This window comes from Micromonospora sp. CA-249363, from assembly GCF_050950185.1.
Classification (GTDB): domain Bacteria; phylum Actinomycetota; class Actinomycetes; order Mycobacteriales; family Micromonosporaceae; genus Micromonospora.
In genome coordinates, this window is the sequence record NZ_CP192020.1 from 4,459,501 (window position 1) to 4,477,148 (window position 17,648).

At 70.3% G+C, this 17,648-nt stretch carries 13 protein-coding genes and 1 pseudogene; 4 read left to right on the plus strand and 10 right to left on the minus strand.

The annotated features are described in order from the left end of the window. Nucleotides 1-70: 70 nt before the first annotated feature. Both ACQPZK_RS20180 and ACQPZK_RS20185 read left to right on the plus strand, forming a co-directional pair. Nucleotides 71-307, plus strand: a pseudogene (locus ACQPZK_RS20180) (TetR-like C-terminal domain-containing protein); the annotation flags it as partial. Between the two features lie 83 nt (nt 308-390). After that, nucleotides 391-1,563 carry a GDSL-type esterase/lipase family protein gene (locus ACQPZK_RS20185; RefSeq protein WP_433534495.1) on the plus strand — a complete coding sequence of 391 codons (1,173 nt, stop codon included), beginning with the start codon at nt 391-393 and terminating at the stop codon, nt 1,561-1,563. A gap of 157 nt (nt 1,564-1,720) precedes the next feature. Here the strand turns inward: ACQPZK_RS20185 and ACQPZK_RS20190 are convergent, their stop codons facing one another. From ACQPZK_RS20190 to ACQPZK_RS20200, 3 genes are all read right to left on the minus strand, one after another. After that, nucleotides 1,721-2,128, minus strand: coding sequence for a hypothetical protein (locus ACQPZK_RS20190; RefSeq protein ID WP_433534496.1), 408 nt, complete (start codon nt 2,126-2,128; stop codon nt 1,721-1,723). Nucleotides 2,129-2,252: 124 nt separating this feature from the next. Next, nucleotides 2,253-3,302, minus strand: a complete 1,050-nt coding sequence (locus tag ACQPZK_RS20195) for a hypothetical protein (protein WP_433534497.1) — start codon at nt 3,300-3,302, stop codon at nt 2,253-2,255. 92 nt (nt 3,303-3,394) lie between these two features. Then, nucleotides 3,395-3,964 carry an RNA polymerase sigma factor gene (locus ACQPZK_RS20200; protein ID WP_433534498.1) on the minus strand — a complete coding sequence of 190 codons (570 nt, stop codon included), beginning with the start codon at nt 3,962-3,964 and terminating at the stop codon, nt 3,395-3,397. A gap of 249 nt (nt 3,965-4,213) precedes the next feature. Between ACQPZK_RS20200 and ACQPZK_RS20205 the strand changes: the two genes are divergently transcribed. Beyond that, nucleotides 4,214-4,612, plus strand: a complete 399-nt coding sequence (locus ACQPZK_RS20205; RefSeq protein WP_433534499.1) for a hypothetical protein — start codon at nt 4,214-4,216, stop codon at nt 4,610-4,612. Between the two features lie 21 nt (nt 4,613-4,633). Here ACQPZK_RS20205 and ACQPZK_RS20210 read toward each other — a convergent pair whose 3' ends face one another. Then, entirely contained in the window at nt 4,634-7,012 is a 2,379-nt protein-coding gene (locus ACQPZK_RS20210; protein WP_433534500.1) for a tetratricopeptide repeat protein, read from the minus strand. Between the two features lie 161 nt (nt 7,013-7,173). On the opposite strand from ACQPZK_RS20210, the gene ACQPZK_RS20215 reads away from it, so the two are divergent. Next, entirely contained in the window at nt 7,174-8,076 is a 903-nt protein-coding gene (locus ACQPZK_RS20215) for a glycosyltransferase family 8 protein (RefSeq protein WP_433534501.1), read from the plus strand. Nucleotides 8,077-8,261: 185 nt separating this feature from the next. On the opposite strand, the gene ACQPZK_RS20220 is transcribed toward ACQPZK_RS20215, so the two are convergent. The 6 genes from ACQPZK_RS20220 to ACQPZK_RS20245 all read right to left on the minus strand — a co-directional run bounded on the left by ACQPZK_RS20220 (nt 8,262) and on the right by ACQPZK_RS20245 (nt 17,638). After that, a complete protein-coding gene (locus tag ACQPZK_RS20220; RefSeq protein WP_433534502.1) occupies nt 8,262-11,162 on the minus strand; it encodes an immunoglobulin-like domain-containing protein in 2,901 nt (966 codons plus the stop codon). 166 nt (nt 11,163-11,328) lie between these two features. After that, nucleotides 11,329-12,438 (minus strand): o-succinylbenzoate synthase, encoded by a 1,110-nt coding sequence (menC, locus tag ACQPZK_RS20225; protein ID WP_433534503.1) that lies wholly within the window; start codon nt 12,436-12,438, stop codon nt 11,329-11,331. Next, complete coding sequence (locus ACQPZK_RS20230; protein ID WP_433534504.1) at nt 12,435-13,316, minus strand: GNAT family N-acetyltransferase; 882 nt, start codon at nt 13,314-13,316, stop codon at nt 12,435-12,437. The genes menC and ACQPZK_RS20230 overlap by 4 nt, the downstream gene beginning before the upstream one ends. Further along, nucleotides 13,313-14,434 (minus strand): M20/M25/M40 family metallo-hydrolase, encoded by a 1,122-nt coding sequence (locus ACQPZK_RS20235; RefSeq protein WP_433534505.1) that lies wholly within the window; start codon nt 14,432-14,434, stop codon nt 13,313-13,315. Before ACQPZK_RS20235 ends, ACQPZK_RS20230 begins: the two co-directional genes overlap by 4 nt. A 1-nt stretch (nt 14,435) precedes the next feature. Continuing rightward, nucleotides 14,436-15,731 carry a serine hydrolase domain-containing protein gene (locus tag ACQPZK_RS20240; RefSeq protein WP_433534506.1) on the minus strand — a complete coding sequence of 432 codons (1,296 nt, stop codon included), beginning with the start codon at nt 15,729-15,731 and terminating at the stop codon, nt 14,436-14,438. A gap of 287 nt (nt 15,732-16,018) precedes the next feature. Further along, nucleotides 16,019-17,638, minus strand: coding sequence for a PucR family transcriptional regulator (locus ACQPZK_RS20245; protein WP_433534507.1), 1,620 nt, complete (start codon nt 17,636-17,638; stop codon nt 16,019-16,021). Nucleotides 17,639-17,648 lie beyond the last annotated feature (10 nt).

Genomic DNA, 17,648 nt, shown 5'->3' on the forward strand with positions numbered 1-17,648 from the left:
CGTCAGCACCTTCCCGTGGCGCAACAACACCCGCTATGCCGCCACCCGCCTTCGGCTCGGTCCGGAGACGGCAGCCGCCAGTGCCGGCGTCCGGCACGCGCAGATGGCTCGGGCGATCCTGCGGGGTTACGGGTTGGACGAGCCGGACGCGACCCATGCGGTCCGGATGCTGGGCAGCGTCTTCCACGGCTACGTCAGCTTGGAGCTGGCCGGTGGTTTCGAATACAGCGCTCCCGACGCGCTGGAATCCTGGGAGTGGATCGTGGATTCGCTCGACGCGGTGTTACGCAACCGCAGCACCCGCTGACCCGGCGACGCCGCACCACCGCGCGCGGTTCGCAGCGCGGCGCGCCGATGAACATCGAAACTTGGGTCGAGAGGCTTGAGGCAATGCCCACCGAACACCAGTGGATCACCACCCCGGTCACCGCGGGTCTCCTGCGCGGCTTTGTCGACCTGGAGGCGACCCCGCGCGGCGTACTGCCGCATCGGCTGACCGCTCGGGCGCGCCAGCAGATCCCCGATGACCAACTGGCCATGGCCGAGGCCCAGCCCTCCGGTGTACGGCTGGCGTTCCGTACCCGAGCCACCACCATCGAACTGGACACGCTGCCCACCAAACGGGTCTACCAGGGGTTCCCGGCCCCACCGGACGGCGTCTACGACCTGCTGATCAACGGCCGCCTGGCCGCACAGGCCTCGGTGCCCGAAGGCAACGTCCGGACGGTTACCAACATGTTCACCCAATCCTCCGTGCTGACCGAAGGACCGGCCGGCACCGCCCGCTTCGCGGGTCTGCCGGAGGGTGAGAAGGACGTCGAGATCTGGCTTCCACACACGGAGATCACCGAGCTGATCGCGCTGCGCACCGACGCGCCCGTCGAGCAGAGCCCGCCCAACGGAAGCAGGACCTGGCTGCACCACGGCAGTTCCATCAGCCACGGCTCGAACGCCGGTCACCCCACCGCCATCTGGCCAGCCCTGGCCGCTGCCGAGGGCGGCGTGCAGTTGGTCAACCTGGGGTTCGGCGGAAGCGCGCTGCTCGACCCGTTCACCGCCCGCGCCATGCGAGACGTCCCTGCGGACCTGATCAGTGTCAAGATCGGCATCAACATCGTCAACAGCGACGTGATGCGTCTACGCGCCTTCACCCCTGCGGTCCACGGCTTTCTCGACACTGTCCGCGAAGGCCACCCGACCACACCACTGCTGGTCGTGTCCGCCATCCTGTGTCCGGTCCAGGAGGACACGCCCGGTCCTCTCGTACCGGACTTCGAGGGCGGGGCTCTGCGGTTCAAGGCCACGGGCGATCCGGCCGAGCGCAGCGCCGGGCGGCTGACCCTCAACGTCATCCGTGACGAACTCGCCCGGATCGTCGAACAGCGCGCGGCCGACGACCCGAACCTGTACTACCTCGACGGACGTGACCTGTACGGCGAGGCGGACTACGCCGAACTCCCCCTTCCCGACGAGGTGCACCCCGACGCTGCAGGACATCGCCGTATCGCCGAGAACTTCGCGCGGCTCGTGTTCGGCGACGGCGGCCCCTTCGCCACCGCCTGACGTGCGCACACTCCCCCACCAGAGCAGGCTCGCTCCGGCCGCCGACGAGCGCCGGTACCGGCCCGGTGTTGGCACCAGCGAGGCCGGGCGGAGAGGTCAACGTGCCGGTCCGGCTGACCGTCACGTGTCGGCCAGATGCGGCGGAAGCCGCATCTGGCTATGCGACGCCGGGGGTGGGGACACCGGTCCGAACCGCCTCGATGAAGCTCTCAGGTGGCAGGTAGCGGTGCTCTTCGACGTAGTGGCCGATCAGCGCCGGTGCAGCGAAGTTCGTCCCGTCGGCGCCAGTGAGCCAGATCTCGCCGTTCCCCTGCGCAACATCGCGAGGGCGATCGTCGGTTGGAACCACGCGCGCAGGCTCGACCGCTGCCGGGCAGAACTGGCAGTAGTGGTACCCACGCATGAGCCGTACTGGTTCAGCGCCGAGCCGCACCAAGCGATCTCGCACGTCTCGCGGGCACGCTCCGGTGGGGAAGGGCTCGCTCGAATCCAGCCAACCAACGGCAAGAGCGTCCGGGGCGCCCGGGTAGTAGTCGTAGGGCGCCAGGTCCGGGATGTACGTCACGCGTCGATCATCGCAGGCCGGCACGGGTCGCGCGAACAACCGAACGACGGTGCGGGCCACCTCGGGGCGGCCCGCACCGTCATCGAGCGCCGGGCGCGTACGCCCGTCTGCCGGCATGGTGGGCCTAGAGGTCGGCCTTCGTCACGCGGGAGGATTCGTACGTCGTGGAGGCCCGTGCGAGACCCGGCACGGTGGATACGTCCTTGACCAGCATGCCGGTCGTGGCGTCGATGGTCAGCACTTCGCTGCCCTCGCCGCCGAACACGTCGGGGCCAGCGGTGATCGTCAGCGTCGCCTTGCCATGGGTGGTCGAGTTCTTGACGCTGACCGCCGAGATGGTGGACAGCAGACGCAGCACACCGGCCCGGACCTGCGTGTTGCCGTCGCCGGCGGACAGCGCTTGGGTGCTGTACGTCCACAGGGCGTTGTCGAAGTGCCGCTGAACGGCCTGCGGGCTGTACGGCTTCGGCTTGGCGTTGCCGCCCTTCTGCTTGATGATCACCTGGGCGTCCGCCTGCTGCTTGTCCCACACTGCCTTCTGCGCTGCGGGGTCGAGGCCCACCAGCGGATCCTTGGCTGCCGTGAGCATCTGGGTCCGGCCGTCGGCCGGGCTGCTGTCCGCCGCGGCGACGGCTGCCGTGAGCAGCGGAGCGTAACCCCCGTCCGTCATCTGGTCCTGGTCACGGGCGATCGCACGCTTGATGTCGTTCACGCTGTTGCCCGTATAGATCTCGTGGCCGTCGGTGTACAGCGTGTAGACGACCTGCATGGTCTTGGTGCCGTGGACCTGCGTCGCCTTCACCAGCCACGCGTCGCCCGCCGCCGGGGTGACCGTCGCGATGGACCCGGCCAGGGTCATCAGCGGCGCGCTCTCGGCCGACCCGTCGACGGCGGTCGAGCCCGAGGTGGCGGCTGACGGTTCCTTGCCGGCCTCCACGCCCCCGGTCGCCGACGAGTTGAGCACGACGGCGACGACTGCCGCCGCGGCGGCAACCCCCACCCCGGCGCCGATGCCCCATCGGCCCGCGATACCGATCCCGCGGCGGCGCTGAGCCGCCGGGCTGGAATCGTGGTCCCGCGTGGTGGTCGTCGTTTCCATGGTTGAAGTCGCCTCCATAGTCGTGTCCCCCGCTGATGTCGCGCCCAGCAGCCGCACGGTTTCGGGGTCGGCCATAGCCGCCCGCAGCACCGCCCGCGCCCGCTGGTACGCCTCCGGGCGCAGTGGTTCCGCGCTGCCCAACGCACCGACCAGATCGAGCTCGTCGGTCATCGGTGTCTCTCCTTCGCGCTGTTGCGGTCTTTCAGAAGCGCGGACACCCCCGGGGCGTCGCGCAATGCCGTCCTGGCCTGGCTCAGCAGCCGCCGTGCGGTGCCGGCCGGTATGCCGAGTGCCCGCGCGGCGTCGGCTGCGGTCAGGTCCTCCCAGGCGACGAGCCTGAGGACTTCCCGCTCTTCGGGTTTGAGCCGCGTCAGGGCCGACCGGAGCACCGCGCGGGCGTCCACGCCGAGGTCCACCGCCGACCACGGATCCCCGGTCGCGACGTCCGGCACGTCCGCGACCAGGTCCTCGGCCGGCCGGGACCGCCAGTAGCGCCGCAAGCGATTCAACGCCACCCCGTACAGCCACGGCCGCGCATCGTTGTACGACCGGTCGTACGATCGCCGCGACTCGAACGCCGCAACCCACACCTCGCCCAGGAGGTCCTCAGCCGCATCCCGCCCGGCCCGGCGAACGAGGTACGAACCGACGGCGGCCTCATGACGCTCGACCACCTCTACGAAGGCGTCGGCATCGCCGTCCAGCGACCGGCCTATCAAATCCGCATCCGAAGCCATGGCCCTCCTCGGCAAAGTCCGCGCTTCACCCTGACATTGCCGATCGGGCGGGAAAGCGTTCAGGCCCCGAGGTCCGACGGCAAGCGGTCGCCGTTGCGTCCACGCCACCGACCTGTCGCGTGCCGACGCGAAGACCGGTGTACCGGACCGGCCGAGCAGGTACGCGACCGCTCCGGTCGTCCGGCATGTATTTGCCGCGTTCCTCTAGGCTGGACGGACCCGGACGACCGCCCGGACCAGGAGGCACAGATGGAACCACTGGACCTGGCAAGCGTCGCCGTCGGGGCGCTGACCGCCCTTTCCACCGGCGTGGCCGGCGGGGCGGCGCAGCGGCTGCTCTCCGGCGCGGACCGGGTGGCCCAGGTGATCCGGCACCGGTTCGCCGGCGATCCGGGGACGCTGGAGGTCGTCGACGAGGTGACCACCGCGCCGACCCAGGCCGCCGAGGATCGGCTGACGCTGAGACTGGCCCGGCAGATCACCGCTGATCCGGAGTTCGCCGCAGCGCTGCGGGACGCGCTTGCCGAGGCCAACCCGACGATCATCCAGGCGAACGAGAGCGGCGCGGTCGCGGGCCGCGACGTGCGCGTCTCCGGCCGGTACGCTGCCGGCCGGGACCTGCACATCGGTGGCCCGGACGGCGGCTAGGCCCAGTCGCTCAGCGAATGGTCATCCGCGGTCGAGTAGTCGCGTCGCCGTGCTCTCCAGCATCGGGTTTCCCAACCGCCGGGCGTTCTCGATCAGCCGCTGCAGGGTGACCCTGGCCGCCGGGCCGGGCGCCTGGGCCTGGGCCTGGGCCAGGGTGAGCAGCACCAAGGATTCGCTGTGCGGCTCGTTGAGCTCCCGGAACCGGCTGGCTGACCGTTCCAGCCGCGGTAGCGCGCCGGCGACATCGCCGGACCGCAGGTCGAGCCGGGCGCGGTGGTACTCGGTGATGTCCGCCCACCGGAGATCGCCGATGTCGGTGAAGGTGCGGAGGGCCCGGTCGAGCAGAAGACCGGCCTCCTCCCGCACCCCCAGGTCCATCAGGCTCGCAGCCTGGTGCACGTCGGTGATCGCCTCCCAGAGCGAGAAGCCGAGCGCGGCGAAGATGTCCCGTGCCTGGCCGTAGAGGGGCAACGCCCGGCCCGGCTCGCCCTGCTGGCGCAGCGCGCTGCCGTAGTGGACCAGGCAGTTGCCCTCCCGGTGCCGGTCGCCGACGGCGCGGAACAACTCCAGCGCCCGCTCGAAGGCGACCCCGGCGGCGGGCCAGTTCGCCTGGTTGCGGTGGATGATGCCAAGGGTCCGGTGCGCGTACGCCTGCCAGCCCGTCTCCCCGGTCGCCTCGAAGTGCGTGAGTGAGTCGAGGACCACCTCGCGGGCGGCCTGGTTCTCGCCGAGCAACCGGAGCAGCACCGCGTAGATCAGTCGGGTCTCGGCCAGCGCCCCGGCGTCGCCCAGGTCCGCGAAATCGGTGATCGCGGCCTCGAGCTCCGCGCGCGCCTCCGCGTACCGGCCGAAGTCCCGGTAGGCGCGACCCAGGTCCCGCCGCGCACTGGCGAGCCGGACCTGGTCGCCGGCCCGGGTGCTGGCCTCCAGCACGAGCCGGTGCACCCGGATGCGGTCCTCGGCGAACGGGGTGACGATGAGCAGAGCGAGCATCGCGTCGGCGAAGCGGCCCACCCGATCCATCCGACCGTCCTCGGCGACCCGGCGCAGGCTGGCGAGGATCCCGTCCCGCCCGGCTGCGAACCAGGCGACCGGAGCCAGGGCGATCGTCCGGCGCAGCTCGGCGAAGTCGTCGTCCGGAGCGGGAGAGACCGGGTCGGCAGCGCGGCCGCCAGAGCCCTGCTCCCGCAGCGCGCGGGCGGCAGTCGCCACGAGGTCGAGGTAGCGGTCGTTCAACCGGGCCGCCATGGCCGCACGCTTGGCGGCCGGGTCCGTGTCGGCCAACTCGCGGGCGAGGTCGCGGACCAGGTCGTGCAGGCGGTAGAGAGGCTGGCCGGTGCCGTCCACGCGGGTGACGCGAAGGAGTTGCGCATGGACCAGTTGCTCGACCAGGCGTTCGCTCTCCGCCATGCTCACCTGTAGCAACGGGGCCAGCATCCAGCCGGGAAACTCGTCGCCGTCGGCGAGGGCGAGCGCCCGAAACGCCCGCTGCTCGCCAGGGTCTCGCTCGGCGTAACTGGTCAGCAGCGTCGAGCGCACCTCGAGGTCCCCAATCCGGAGTAGGTCGAGCCGGTTGGCCGCCGCCGCCATCCGTTCGGCCAGCCGGCCCATGTCCCAGTCGCCCCTGGTCTTAAGTTTCGCACCGGCGACGCGCAACGCCAGCGGTAACCTGCCGCACATCCGCACCAAGCGTGCCGCCTGGTCCGCGTTGGACGCGTCGATCTGCACCCGGGCGAGGCGGCCGAGCAGGGCCACGCTCTCCGGCTCGGGCAGCACCGGCACCTCGACCAGCTCAGCGCCGGGCAGGCCGGTCAGTGGCGGGCGACTGGTCACGATCGCGCCGCAGCCAGCGGTGGTGGGCAGCAGTGGAATGGTCAGAGCGGCAGAGGTAGCTCCGTCCAGCACGACCAGGACCCGGCGACCGGCCACCGCGGTCCGGAACTCCGCAACCAGCCGGGACTCGCTGCCACCATCGGCCGAGCGGCCCAGCAAGTAGAGGAATTCGGCGACGATGTCGGCGGTCTGCCAGGACTGGGTGCCGAGGGCCGCGTACAGGACGCCGTCGGGAAAGCGGTCACGGAGGCGGTGAGCCACCCGGACAGCTAACGCCGATTTGCCGATCCCGCCCGGGCCGAAGAGATTCACCACTACCGGGGCCGTACATTCCCCGAACATTTCTACGATGTCGCTAAACTCGTCCGTCCGATCAGCGAAGTCGGAGATGTCGAGTGGTACGGCGAATGGCGCGGGGCGTGAATCGGGGGCATTGTTGATCACCACATCACGTCCGGCTGCGTACTCGCCCCTGATGTGGGTGTCCCGCCCAGCGATTGCGCCGGAGCCTCGACTGTCCATCTCGGACAACAGGTTCATCCCTTCCGCTTGCATTCCGCGGCGCATCCGGCCATGGTCGATTCTGCGTTACGGATCCTTGCCCCAACAACGGCCGGAGGGCTGATGCTGGCACTGCCTGGTGGACCGCCCGCACTGGGACACGGTGAGCTCGGTGGCCGACCGGTGCTCACCGACGGCACGGCCGTCCGGCGAATGGTGACCGGACGATGAACGGTGTCGTCCTGTGCCTCGATGCCCACTACGTCTGGCCCACCTGTGTGGCGGCCCGATCGCTGGCCCGCACCTGGCAGGGACCGGAGCCGCTGCACCTCTACCTGCTCTGCGACCCCGGCGTACTGCCGGACTCGCTGGCGGCGCTGAGGGCCTCTGCCGCTCCGGCGAAGGTGACCGTCATCCAACGCGACTTCACCTTTCCCGACATGCGGATCGGCTACATCACGCCGATGGGGTACGCGCGGATCGTCGCACCGGACCTCATCGACGCGGACCGACTGCTCTACCTGGATTCCGACATGCTCGCCTGCGTCAGCGTGCACACCCTGCACCGGCCGATCGCGCACGACTATCCGGTCGCGGCGGCACGCGACCCGTACATTCCCGAGTTGGGCAGCCCGCACGTGGAGACCGATCGGTTCCCGCTGAGCGGCCGGGCGCCCAGCTTCCCGTACGTCAACTCCGGTCTGCTGGCCGTCGACGTGGCGCGCTGGCGGGCCGAGCGGCTGACCGAGCGGGCCGCGGAGCTGATCGCCAACCCCGACTGGCACCCCTTGTTCGGCGATCAGGACACGTTGAACTACCTGCTCGCCGGCAGGTTCGAGCTGCTTGATCCGCGGTGGAACGTGATGCCGGTCAGCGCCGTGCAGCAGCGGCTGGACTTCACCTACCACGGCGAGCGGTATGTGCCGATGCCGTACCAGTTGGAGCTGGAACGGGCACCGTTCATCATGCACTACGCCACCGAGGTCAAGCCCTGGACCGACGCGTTCCCCGGCGGCATGCTGCGCCGCCGATGGCATGCGGTGGCCGCGGAGGCCACGGCGCTGATCGAGGCCGCCGGTATGCCGGTCCCCGCGGTCAGCACGACGGTGCGCCCGGCGGATCCGCACTGACGGTCGAGCACTGCCTGACCCGCACCCGTGAACGGTCTCACCACATCGGCGTGCCGGGGTGCCCGGACCAGTCGGCGGCCCACGGCGGCGGCCGGGAGCCGTGGACAACGGGCGGGCGAGATCAACGGATCTCGCCCGCTCGCTGCTGTGCCCCATCCCCGCACGTTCCGGGGCGCCGGTGCCGACTAGCGCACCCGCAACTTCTGGTAGTTGGCGGCGTGGGGCCGGTAGGTCGGGTTACCGGAGTAGGCGGCGTGGACCTGATAGGTCCCGGGACGCAGGTCGGCGGTCCGCAGTTCGACGACCGCCTTGCCGTCCACCAGTGGTAGGACCTGTACGGTGCCGCCGAAGGTGACGGTGACCTCGCCGGTCGGGGTCGGAGCGTGGTGCTTCGGTCCGCCCGGCTCGACGCTCACGGTCAACCTGAACGTTCCCCCTCGAACGACCGACGCCGGCGTGGCCTTCGCCTTGACCTTGACGGCGGCCGGTCCGGCGGGCACCTCGAACGACGCCGTACCCTCCGACGCCTTCAGGTAGCCGAATCCGAGGTACTCGGCCTTGAGCGCGCGGGTGCCCGCCGGCAGACCCGCCGGCAGCGTGACAGTGGCCGCGCCGTCGTCGAGGTGGGCGAGCGTCGACCACGAGCCGACGCTGAACCGTACCTGACCGCCGGTCTCGAACCCGTCGGCCGCCGTGACCGTCGCGGTGGCCGTGGTCGTCTGGGCCTTGCTCGCGTACGGCGCGACAGTCACCTCGGTGGTGGTCGTGACGTCGCTGTTCGGGATCCCGCGGATGTCGTTCCACTCGCGGACGGTCAGTGGGATCACGGTGCCGTGACGCGGACGGACGACACCCGCGTTGGTCATCGTGATCGCCTTGGCGTTCCACGTCGGGGCCTCGATGTTCTCGTGGCACGCGGCTTGATATCCGCCGCCATTGGTGTACCGGTCGCCCCAGAGGTAGAACTGGCCGGGGCAGGAGGTGTCACCGGGGTTCGCCTTGAAGATGACCGGTCCCTCGTACCCCTGGTTGGGGACCCACGTCGTCCGCCCCAGCGCCGGCGCGACCAACGTCCAGTTGTCGAGGTTGCTGTCCAGGAAATCGGTGTGCTTCTCCGAGAAGATGTCCGAGCCCTGGTTGCCGGCCTCGTTCTTGGTCACCCGGTAGTAGTGGTCGCCGACCCGGATCGCGGTGGTGTCGATCCGCGACAGCGGAGCGGGGTCCTGCCAGACCCGGGGAGCGGAGAACGTCTTGAAGTCCCGCGTCGTGGCGTACCACATCTGCGCGTTGCCCTGGCCGGTGCGGTTCACCGGGTCGCTCCACAGCGACTGGGCCCAGAACACGACGTAGGCGCCGATCTCCTCCACCCACAGCGACTCCGGAGCGAAGGCGTTGCCCGCGTTGTCGGGCGCGACCTTCACGTGCCGCTGCGGGGTCCAGTTCACCAGATCGTGCGACTCGAACACCTCGATGTACTGGGTGTCGTTGATCGCGTAACCACCCTGGTCGTACCAGTTCAGGTCGGTGGCGATCATGTAGAACGTGTCGCCGTCGGGTGAACGGACGATGTGCGGGTCACGAAGGCCCTGGTCGCCCAGCTGCGAGATGAGTGACGGCCGGCCGCCGGTCAACCCGGTCCAGTCCAGAGCGGTGTTCCCGTTGGACGTGGCGAACATGATCTGCTCGCCGTCGGCGATTCCCTCGCCCTTGAAGTACCCCATGAAGTACCGCTCGTACTCCTCGGAACGGGGCATGGCGGTGATGGTCACCGGGAACGACCTGGTCCGCGAGGCCGTACCCTTGGTGATTGTCGCCGTCAGGGTGCCGGCGACGTCCGCGTGGCCGAAGGCCGGGCGGGTCACCTCGCCCGTCGGCGTGACGAGTGTGGTGGTCGACCTCCAGGTGATCGTCGAGCCGAACTCGCCCTTCGCGGCGAGGTCCAGGTTCCCGCGTACGTCATCGGTGCCCGGCAGGGTCAGGTCGAAGGTGTCGCGGTCGACCGCCTGCGCGTCGTCGAACTCGGCTTTGACCACGACGGGGATCTCCCGTGTGGTGACCTCCTGGGCACCCTTGCGGACAGTTGCCGTGAGCGTGGCTGTCGCGTCGGGTTGCCCCTGCGCCGGCCGCTTGATCCTGCCGGTCACTGCGACCTTGCGGGCGCTGGCGACAGCGGGCGGGGTGTAGACCTCGACGACCGACGGGTCCGAACTCGTCCAGGTGATGGCCGAACCCGCCACGGAGCCCACCTTGGGCAGAACGATGTCGCGTACGACCGCACTGGTCAGGCCGAGGTCGATGGCGGCGGCGTCGGCGCGGACGCCCTCGGAGACGGTCCTCTCCGCCCGGGTGAGTGTCTCGTCGAGACCCAGTGCCCGGTCGTAGACCCGGAAGTCCCGGATCGTCCCGCGGAACGAGTAGTGACCCGACGTCTGGGAGCGACCGAGGAAGTTGCAGTTGGTTCCGGCAGAGCTCACCGACGGTGGCGTGGTCAGGTTCGTCGACGTCGCGTGCGGCACACCGTCGAGGTAGAGGCGGCCGGCCCAGCTCGTTCCGTCCGGGTTCAACGACTGGGTGTAGGTGACATGCGTCCACGCTCCTTCCCGCATGCGGACCCGGTTCTGTTGCAGGTTCGCCGGCCCCACGGCGACGCGGAACCGTTGGGTGTTCGACGCGAAGATCGAGCCCTCGGCGCCGCTGTCGGCGTCGCAGGAGCCGGACTTGCGGCCGAAGCTCCACATCTGGTGCTCGCCGACGTTCGCCGGGTCGATCCACACGTCGTAGTCGACGGTGAGGTTGGACATGCCGGCGGTGATGTCGTTCGGCAGTCGCACGTACGCGCCGTCGAGCGCGCCCGCGTAGTCGTCGGGGTTGAACCTGACCCCCTCGCCGGTCAAGGTCGCCTTTGCGGGGTTCACGAGCGTGGCGTTCGCCGCCGAGCCCGCGCTACCCGAGTTGACCAACGTCGTTCCGCTGGTCTCGTCGAGCGCGAAGTGATGCACCAGACCCTCATCGAGCCGCTGCTCGGCAGCGTGCGAGGGTGTCGCGCCGATCGGAACCGACAGGAGTGCACCCAGTGTCAGGGCCACGGCACCTCTGCCCTTCCGACTCGGTCCGGGACGTGACCGTGGCTGTCGCAGTCGCATTGGTCCTCCTTGGCTGGCGTGGTGGTGGCGCGCTCCGAAGTGGACGAAGGGTGTAAACGCTAACTACGGCCTGTGGTCGAGTCAACGCGATCCGTTCTGGGCAAACGAATCAGGCCAGGGGTAGCCATTCGAGCGACGTCGTCATCTCGGCGAGGATCTCCGGCACCGGCGCCACGCCGATGCCGAAGCCGTCGGGCACGGCGAGGTGGCCGTCGTCCAGGACGAACGGCTCGGTCAGGTCCGTGCGGTAGTAACGGCCGGAGGCGGAGGTGTCCCCGGGCAAGGTGAAGTTCGGCAACGCCGCGAGCGCCACGTTGGCCGCTCGACCGATGCCGGTCTCGAGCATGCCGCCGCACCACACCGGTACACCGTGGGCCGCGCAGACGTCGTGAATGCGCTTGGCCTCGAGATAGCCACCGACCCGACCCGGCTTGACGTTGACGATCTGGCACGCGCCGAGGCGGATCGCATCCGCGGCGGCACGCGCCGAAACGATCGACTCGTCGAGGCAGATGGGAGTGCGCACCTGCCGCGCCAGCGCCGCGTGGCCCAGGACGTCCTCCTCGTCGAGCGGCTGCTCGATCAGCAGCAGCCCGAACGGGTCAAGCGCGGCGAGCAGCGCGACATCCCCGAGCGTGTACGCGGTGTTCGCGTCGACCTGCAGGAGCACGTCGTCGCCGAAGCGTTCCCGCACCGCGCGGACGGGCTCGACGTCCCAGCCGGGCTGAATCTTCAGCTTGATCCGGAGGTAACCCTCGTCGAGGTAACCCTCCACGTCGGATAACAGCTCGTCGACCGAGTCCATGATGCCGACCGAAACGCCGGCCGGCACCCTGTCCCGCACCGCACCGAGCTCGCGCGCCAGGCTCCGGCGACCGGCCCGCAACTCTGCGTCGAGCACCGCTGTCTCCAACGCCGCCTTCGCCATCCGGTGTCCCTTGAACCGATGCAGCGTCGGGCCGACAGCGGTCGCGTCGGCAGGTGGCCGGGCAGCGAGGGCGGGGATCAGATAGCGACGCAGGACGTCCGCGGCGGCCTCGACGTACTCGCTCGAGTAGAGCGGGTCGGCCATCGCCACGCACTCTCCCCAGCCTTCCGCCTCGTCCGTGACCGCACGAACCAACAGGATGTCCCGGTCGTGTTCGACCCCGAACGACGTCCGAAACGGTGCCACCAGCGGCATGCGGACGCGGCGCAACTCGATGCCGGTAAGTTTCATCCATCTCTCCTCGTTGCACTGTCACGCCTCAGCAGGTACCAGCCCGCCCGGTCGAATCCGCGGACCGTCGCACCTTCGGCCAGCAAGGAGCCCAGCACCTCGCGCATCGCCCGGCGCCACTGGCGGGCGGTGGCCGGGTCAGCCACGCGCAGCTTCTCGATGTCCTCGGGGGTGGCCACGAGCAGGTCGTCGCCAGTGGTGCTGCCGATGACCGGCGCACCGTCGGCATCCCGGTCCAGGGCCACCGCCGCACCGGCTCGCCGCCGGGCCGCGGCGTCCCATCGGCGTACGCTGCCAGCCGACGCCTGCCGTACCTCGGGGTCCGTGAGATTCCAATGCAGAAGCAGGCGGTCGGTGTCGTCGTCGCCGTTGATCCGGTCATGCATGCTGCCGTAGAAGTTCGTCAGGTAACGCGTCGGCGTTGCCGCCAGCTTCACCAGATTGAAGTACGCGTTCCGGCCGACGAGCGGATCGAACGTCCACGCGATCGTGGTCGCGCCCTGCCGCAGCGCCCAGGCCCGCTGGTGCAGCTTCAGAGCGTGTCCCACCCCGCGGCCCAGGACGGTGGCCGATACCCCGGCGATGTGGCTGTGCAGTTCGCGGCGCTCGGGGGCGGCGAAGAAGCCCACGCACGCCCCGACGAGCTCACTGCCGTCGAACGCCCCGGCCACATAGTTGCCCGACAGGCTGAAGGCGCGCAGAAGCTCGGGCGTCATCGGTGGATTGTCCGAAGTCCGTTGCCAGATGCTGATCAGCAGCCGGTGCACGGCGCGCAGGTCGTCGAGCTCGGTCAGTGCCGCGATGCGGACCCGAGCCGCCGCCGCGGCGGCCAAGGCGTCATCCCCGGGGGTGCTGGTCACCGCATAGGCCTCGGTCACGGCTGCTCCAACAGGGCCCTGGTGAGCGCGGCCACCAACGCCGCCCGGTGCGGGATCTCCGCGACCACGACATGCTCGGAGTCGGCGTGAGCCCCGCCGCCGACCGCCCCGAGCCCGTCCAGCGTGGGGGTGCCCACGCCAGCGGTGAGGTTTCCGTCCGACGCGCCCCCGACGGCAGCCCGCCCGGGTACCGGCAGACCGATGTCTCGCGCCACTGCGGCGGCCCGTCTGTACAGCGCCTCGGACGCCGAAGGCGGCAGCGGCGGCCGGTTCGGCCCGCCCTCGACGCTCAGCCGGGCGCCCGGAACGGCCGGCCGCAGCTCCCGCAGGGCGAGATCGACCCGTCGCTGCTCGTCGATGTCACGCACGCGCACGTCCACGACGAACGTGCCGCTCGCCGGAACGGTGTTGCCCGCGCTGCCGGCGGACATGGCGGTCGGCACCACACTCGTACCTCGGCTCGGATCGGCCAGGGCGAGAACGGCGAGGATCTGGTGGGCGACCTCGACCCCGGCGTTGATACCACGCTCCGGTTCGAGGCCGGCGTGCGCGGCGAGTCCCTCGACGTGCACGACGTAGCGGGACATGCCCTTGCGGGCGGTCTTGAGAGCGCCGCGGGCGGCGGAAGCCTCCAACACCAGAGCCGCGGCGGCTCCCGCCGCCTCCTGTTCGATGAGTGATCGGGAGCTCGGCGATCCCAGCTCCTCGTCGCCGGTGACGAGAAGCGTCACGCCGTCACGGTCGTCCAGCTCGGCAACCGCGTGCAGTGCCTGGACGATGCCGACCTTCATGTCGAAGCAACCCGGTCCGCGCAGGATCCCGTCCGTCACCTCGTACGGCCGGTCGCGCAGGGAGCCGATCGGCCAGACCGTGTCGTGATGACCCAGCAGCAGCACCGTCGGCGGCCCGGACCCGAAGCGCCACCGCAGGTGGGTGTGTCCGTCGAGAACGATCTTCTCCGGTGGCACGCCGAGCCGCCGCTGCCCGACGGCAGCCAGGACGTCGGCGCTGCGGGCCACGGCGGCGAGGTCGGCCGATGGCGACTCGCACCCGACCAGCTCGGCGATGTCCTCCAGCATGTGCGGCAGACGACGGACGAGGCGTTCCCGCAGGCTCATCTCACGTCACCTTCGGCGTGGCGCGAACGCCGAGATGCAGGTACCGCTCCCCCGTGGACAGCCGGTAGAACGTCACCGGCATCCACGAGTCCCGGTCCGGCAGACGGATCGCGAACAGATCCGTGCCGACCGCGATCAGAGCTAGTTCCTTTACGGGATCGGGCGTCAGCTCGGCGAGCGGGCCGGTCACGGTCATCCGCAGCACCGGGCCGTCCGCGCCGTCGAGAACCTCCAGCCGAGTGCTCGCTCGCTCGTACGTGCCCAGGTGCGGTGTCACGTCCACCGACACCGGCTCGGCGGGCGGCGTGAACGGCGGTGGCATCGTCACGCCGGCGATGTCGGCGAAGACCTCCCGGTACAGATCGCGGTAGAGGTCCCCGGCGCTGCCACCGTTGGTCAGCAGCGCCACCACCATGTTCTGCTCCGGCAGCAACCGCAGAAAGGCCGACTGCCCGATGGTGTTGCCGTCGTGGCCGATGAGCCGCCGCCCGTCCCAGCCGAAGCGGATCCAGCCCAGACCCCACGAGTCGCCGAGGGTGTACCGGTCGGGCAGGTCGACCTCGTGTGCCGCCATCGCCGCGGTGCTGCGCTCGCTGAGCACGCGGGTGCCGTCCTCCGCCACACCCCCGGTGAGGTGCATCCGGGCGAAGCGCAGCAGATCCGCGACGCTGGCGTTGATGAGGCCGGCCGGCCCGAGCGCACGCGGGAGCATCCACTGCGGGACCCGTTCCGGGCCGTCGGCGCTGTCGGTGTGCCCGCACGCGGTCCGTTCCAACAGGGCCTCCTCGGGCAGCGTGCTGGTACGCGCCAACCCGAGCGGCTCGGTCAGCCGGGTCCGGACGGCGGCGTCCCAGGTCAACCCGGTCAGCTTCTCGATGACGAGGCCGGCCAGCACGAACCCCGAGTTGCAGTACGACCAGGTGGCGCCAAGCGGGTGGTTCTGCGCCTCGTCGCGCAGCCTTGCCACGTACTTCTCCAGACAATCGTCACCGCGGCCGGTGTCGGTGAAGACGTCGCCGTCGATGCCACTGGTGTGGGCGAGCAGGTGCCGCATCGTCACCTGCTGGGCCACCGTCGGGTCCGACAGGGCGAGTTCCGGCAGCACCCGGACCACCGGATCGTCGAGATCGAGTAGCCCCTCATCCACCAACTGCATCACGAGGGTTGCGGTCCACACCTTGCTGATGGAGCCGATCTGGAACACCGAATCGGTGGTCGTCTCGACGCCGGTGTTCACATTGAGAACGCCGTACGCGGCCTCGACGAGTTCGTCCGGTCCGTCTGGGCGCAGTCGCAAAATGCCGAGCGTGGCGCCGGGAACGCGGTGCTGTTCGGCGAGCGCGGCCAGGCGACGCTGCCAGAGTTCAACGTTGATGTCCGTCGACCTTTCTGTCCGGGTGGCGGTGCAGCCAGTCGGCGACGCGCCGGTTGTCGTCGAGGCGGTGCGACGGCCGGGCGCAGGAACGCCACCCGGCTTCCATCCGGCGACTCTGGTACGAAGCTTGCCGGTCACCGCGACCGCTGTCTTGGTGCAGCGGCACGAGACGGGCACGCCGCTCTCGTCCGGACGACCAAGATCGGCTGTCAGAGTCCGAAGACGCGCAGCTGGAGCATTACGCCGAAGCGCGCGTGCGGATCGGTCAGATCCAGGCCGCCCAGCTCGGCGAGACGCCGCAACCGGTACCGGAACGTGTTGGGATGCACGTGCAACGCCGCCGCCGCCGCGACCACGTCACCGAACGCGTCCAGCCAGGCCGACAGCGTTTCGACGAGGCTGGACTGGTGCTCCGCGTCGTACGCGATCAGCCGCGCCACCACGCCGCTGGGTGCGTCCCCACGAGCCGCGATGGCATCACCCATGTCGAGCAGCAACGCCTCGGTGTACACGTCGGCGAGGTGAGCGACCCGACGCGAGCCGCCCCGCCCGGCGCACAGCACGCGAAGCGCCCGGTCCGCGCTGGTGCGGGCGGCGGGCAGGTCGGTGGGTGTGTTCGCCACCGGGCTCACACCGGCCAGCGCCGGCAGTCGGGTGCCGATCCGATCGAGGAACCCGGCGGTCACCCGGGCCGCCTGCTTCGCCGGCGCGTCGCGGCCGACCGGCAACAGCCCGTACGTCACATCGCCGAGCAGGGCGACCGCACTGGCCGGATGCACCGTGCCCAGATGCATCGCCAGCGCGTCTCCGAGGCGCTGGCGTTGCGCGACGACCCCGGATCGGTCGTCGACGCCCGGGGTGACCCGCTCGGTCGGCGCGAGCGCGAGCACCACCAGCGGCTGATCGGTGAGCCCCAGCCGGGCCAGGGCCTCCCGAGCGCCCGAACCGCCCTCCAGCGCTGTGCTGACCAGGTCGGTTCGCAGCCGCCGTGCGACGTCCGCGCCGGCCCGCAACCGCAGCAGGTGCAGAGCGACCAGTTTCGCCGCGTCGCTGAAGGCACGGGACCGGTCCGGGCTCAGCGGCTTGCGTACGGCTGCCCAGATGGAGCCGAGGAACTCGTCGCCGGCGCGGACCGCCACGGCGACGCGCGGCACCAGGAAGGTGGCCATGCTGGGCAGCGGTGCCACGAACACCGGTTGCTCGCTGTGGTGCACGTCGTGGATGACGCCGGATTCGGCCAGCAGTCGGGCGTACCGTTCCGGCACCTGCCGACCGAGGATCGTCTCCACCCGGGACTCGTCGGCCTCCTCCTGACGCCCGGAGAATGCCAGCACCCGTGAGTCCGGATCCTCGATGGTGACCGGCGCGTCGACAAGGGCCGCGACCGCGTTGGCCACCGCGAACAGATCGCCGCTGGGCATCCCGCCGAGAGTCTCCGGTCCGGCGTCGCCGACGTCGCCCTGACCGAGCATGGACCGCAGCAGGGCGGCGAGCTGCGCCCAGGATGCGCCGCGGGTCAGTGCGAGCAGCGCCACCCCGGACTCCTGGGAGGCCGATCGCAGGCTGTCGGAGTCGGCCAGGGGACCCCGGACCACGAGACCGGCGGCGCCGTGCGTGCCGAGCGCGCGCAGCAGGTCGGCGATCTCGTGGACTTCCCGCAGGCCGACGCCGAGCACCAGGGCGTGCGGCGGCAGAACGAGCTCGTCCAACGGGTCGTGGATCGAGACACCGCCGATCGGCGCACCGGCGTGCGAGTCGCCGTGGACCAGATCGAGCAACGTGGCGCCGAGGTCGTCGAGGATCCGGCCCAGGCTCGCACGAGGCTGCATCGAGTGACTG

What these genes read in the sequence shown, in the direction of transcription:
- menC (WP_433534503.1), bottom strand. Translation starts at nt 12,438, where the DNA reads ATGAAACTTACCGGCATCGAGTTGCGCCGCGTCCGCATGCCGCTGGTG.
- ACQPZK_RS20235 (WP_433534505.1), bottom strand. Translation starts at nt 14,434, where the DNA reads ATGAGCCTGCGGGAACGCCTCGTCCGTCGTCTGCCGCACATGCTGGAG.
- ACQPZK_RS20200 (WP_433534498.1), bottom strand. Translation starts at nt 3,964, where the DNA reads ATGGCTTCGGATGCGGATTTGATAGGCCGGTCGCTGGACGGCGATGCC.
- ACQPZK_RS20205 (WP_433534499.1), top strand. Translation starts at nt 4,214, where the DNA reads ATGGAACCACTGGACCTGGCAAGCGTCGCCGTCGGGGCGCTGACCGCC.
- ACQPZK_RS20215 (WP_433534501.1), top strand. Translation starts at nt 7,174, where the DNA reads ATGAACGGTGTCGTCCTGTGCCTCGATGCCCACTACGTCTGGCCCACC.
- ACQPZK_RS20195 (WP_433534497.1), bottom strand. Translation starts at nt 3,302, where the DNA reads ATGGCCGACCCCGAAACCGTGCGGCTGCTGGGCGCGACATCAGCGGGG.
- ACQPZK_RS20245 (WP_433534507.1), bottom strand. Translation starts at nt 17,638, where the DNA reads ATGCAGCCTCGTGCGAGCCTGGGCCGGATCCTCGACGACCTCGGCGCC.
- ACQPZK_RS20210 (WP_433534500.1), bottom strand. Translation starts at nt 7,012, where the DNA reads ATGCGCCGCGGAATGCAAGCGGAAGGGATGAACCTGTTGTCCGAGATG.
- ACQPZK_RS20185 (WP_433534495.1), top strand. Translation starts at nt 391, where the DNA reads ATGCCCACCGAACACCAGTGGATCACCACCCCGGTCACCGCGGGTCTC.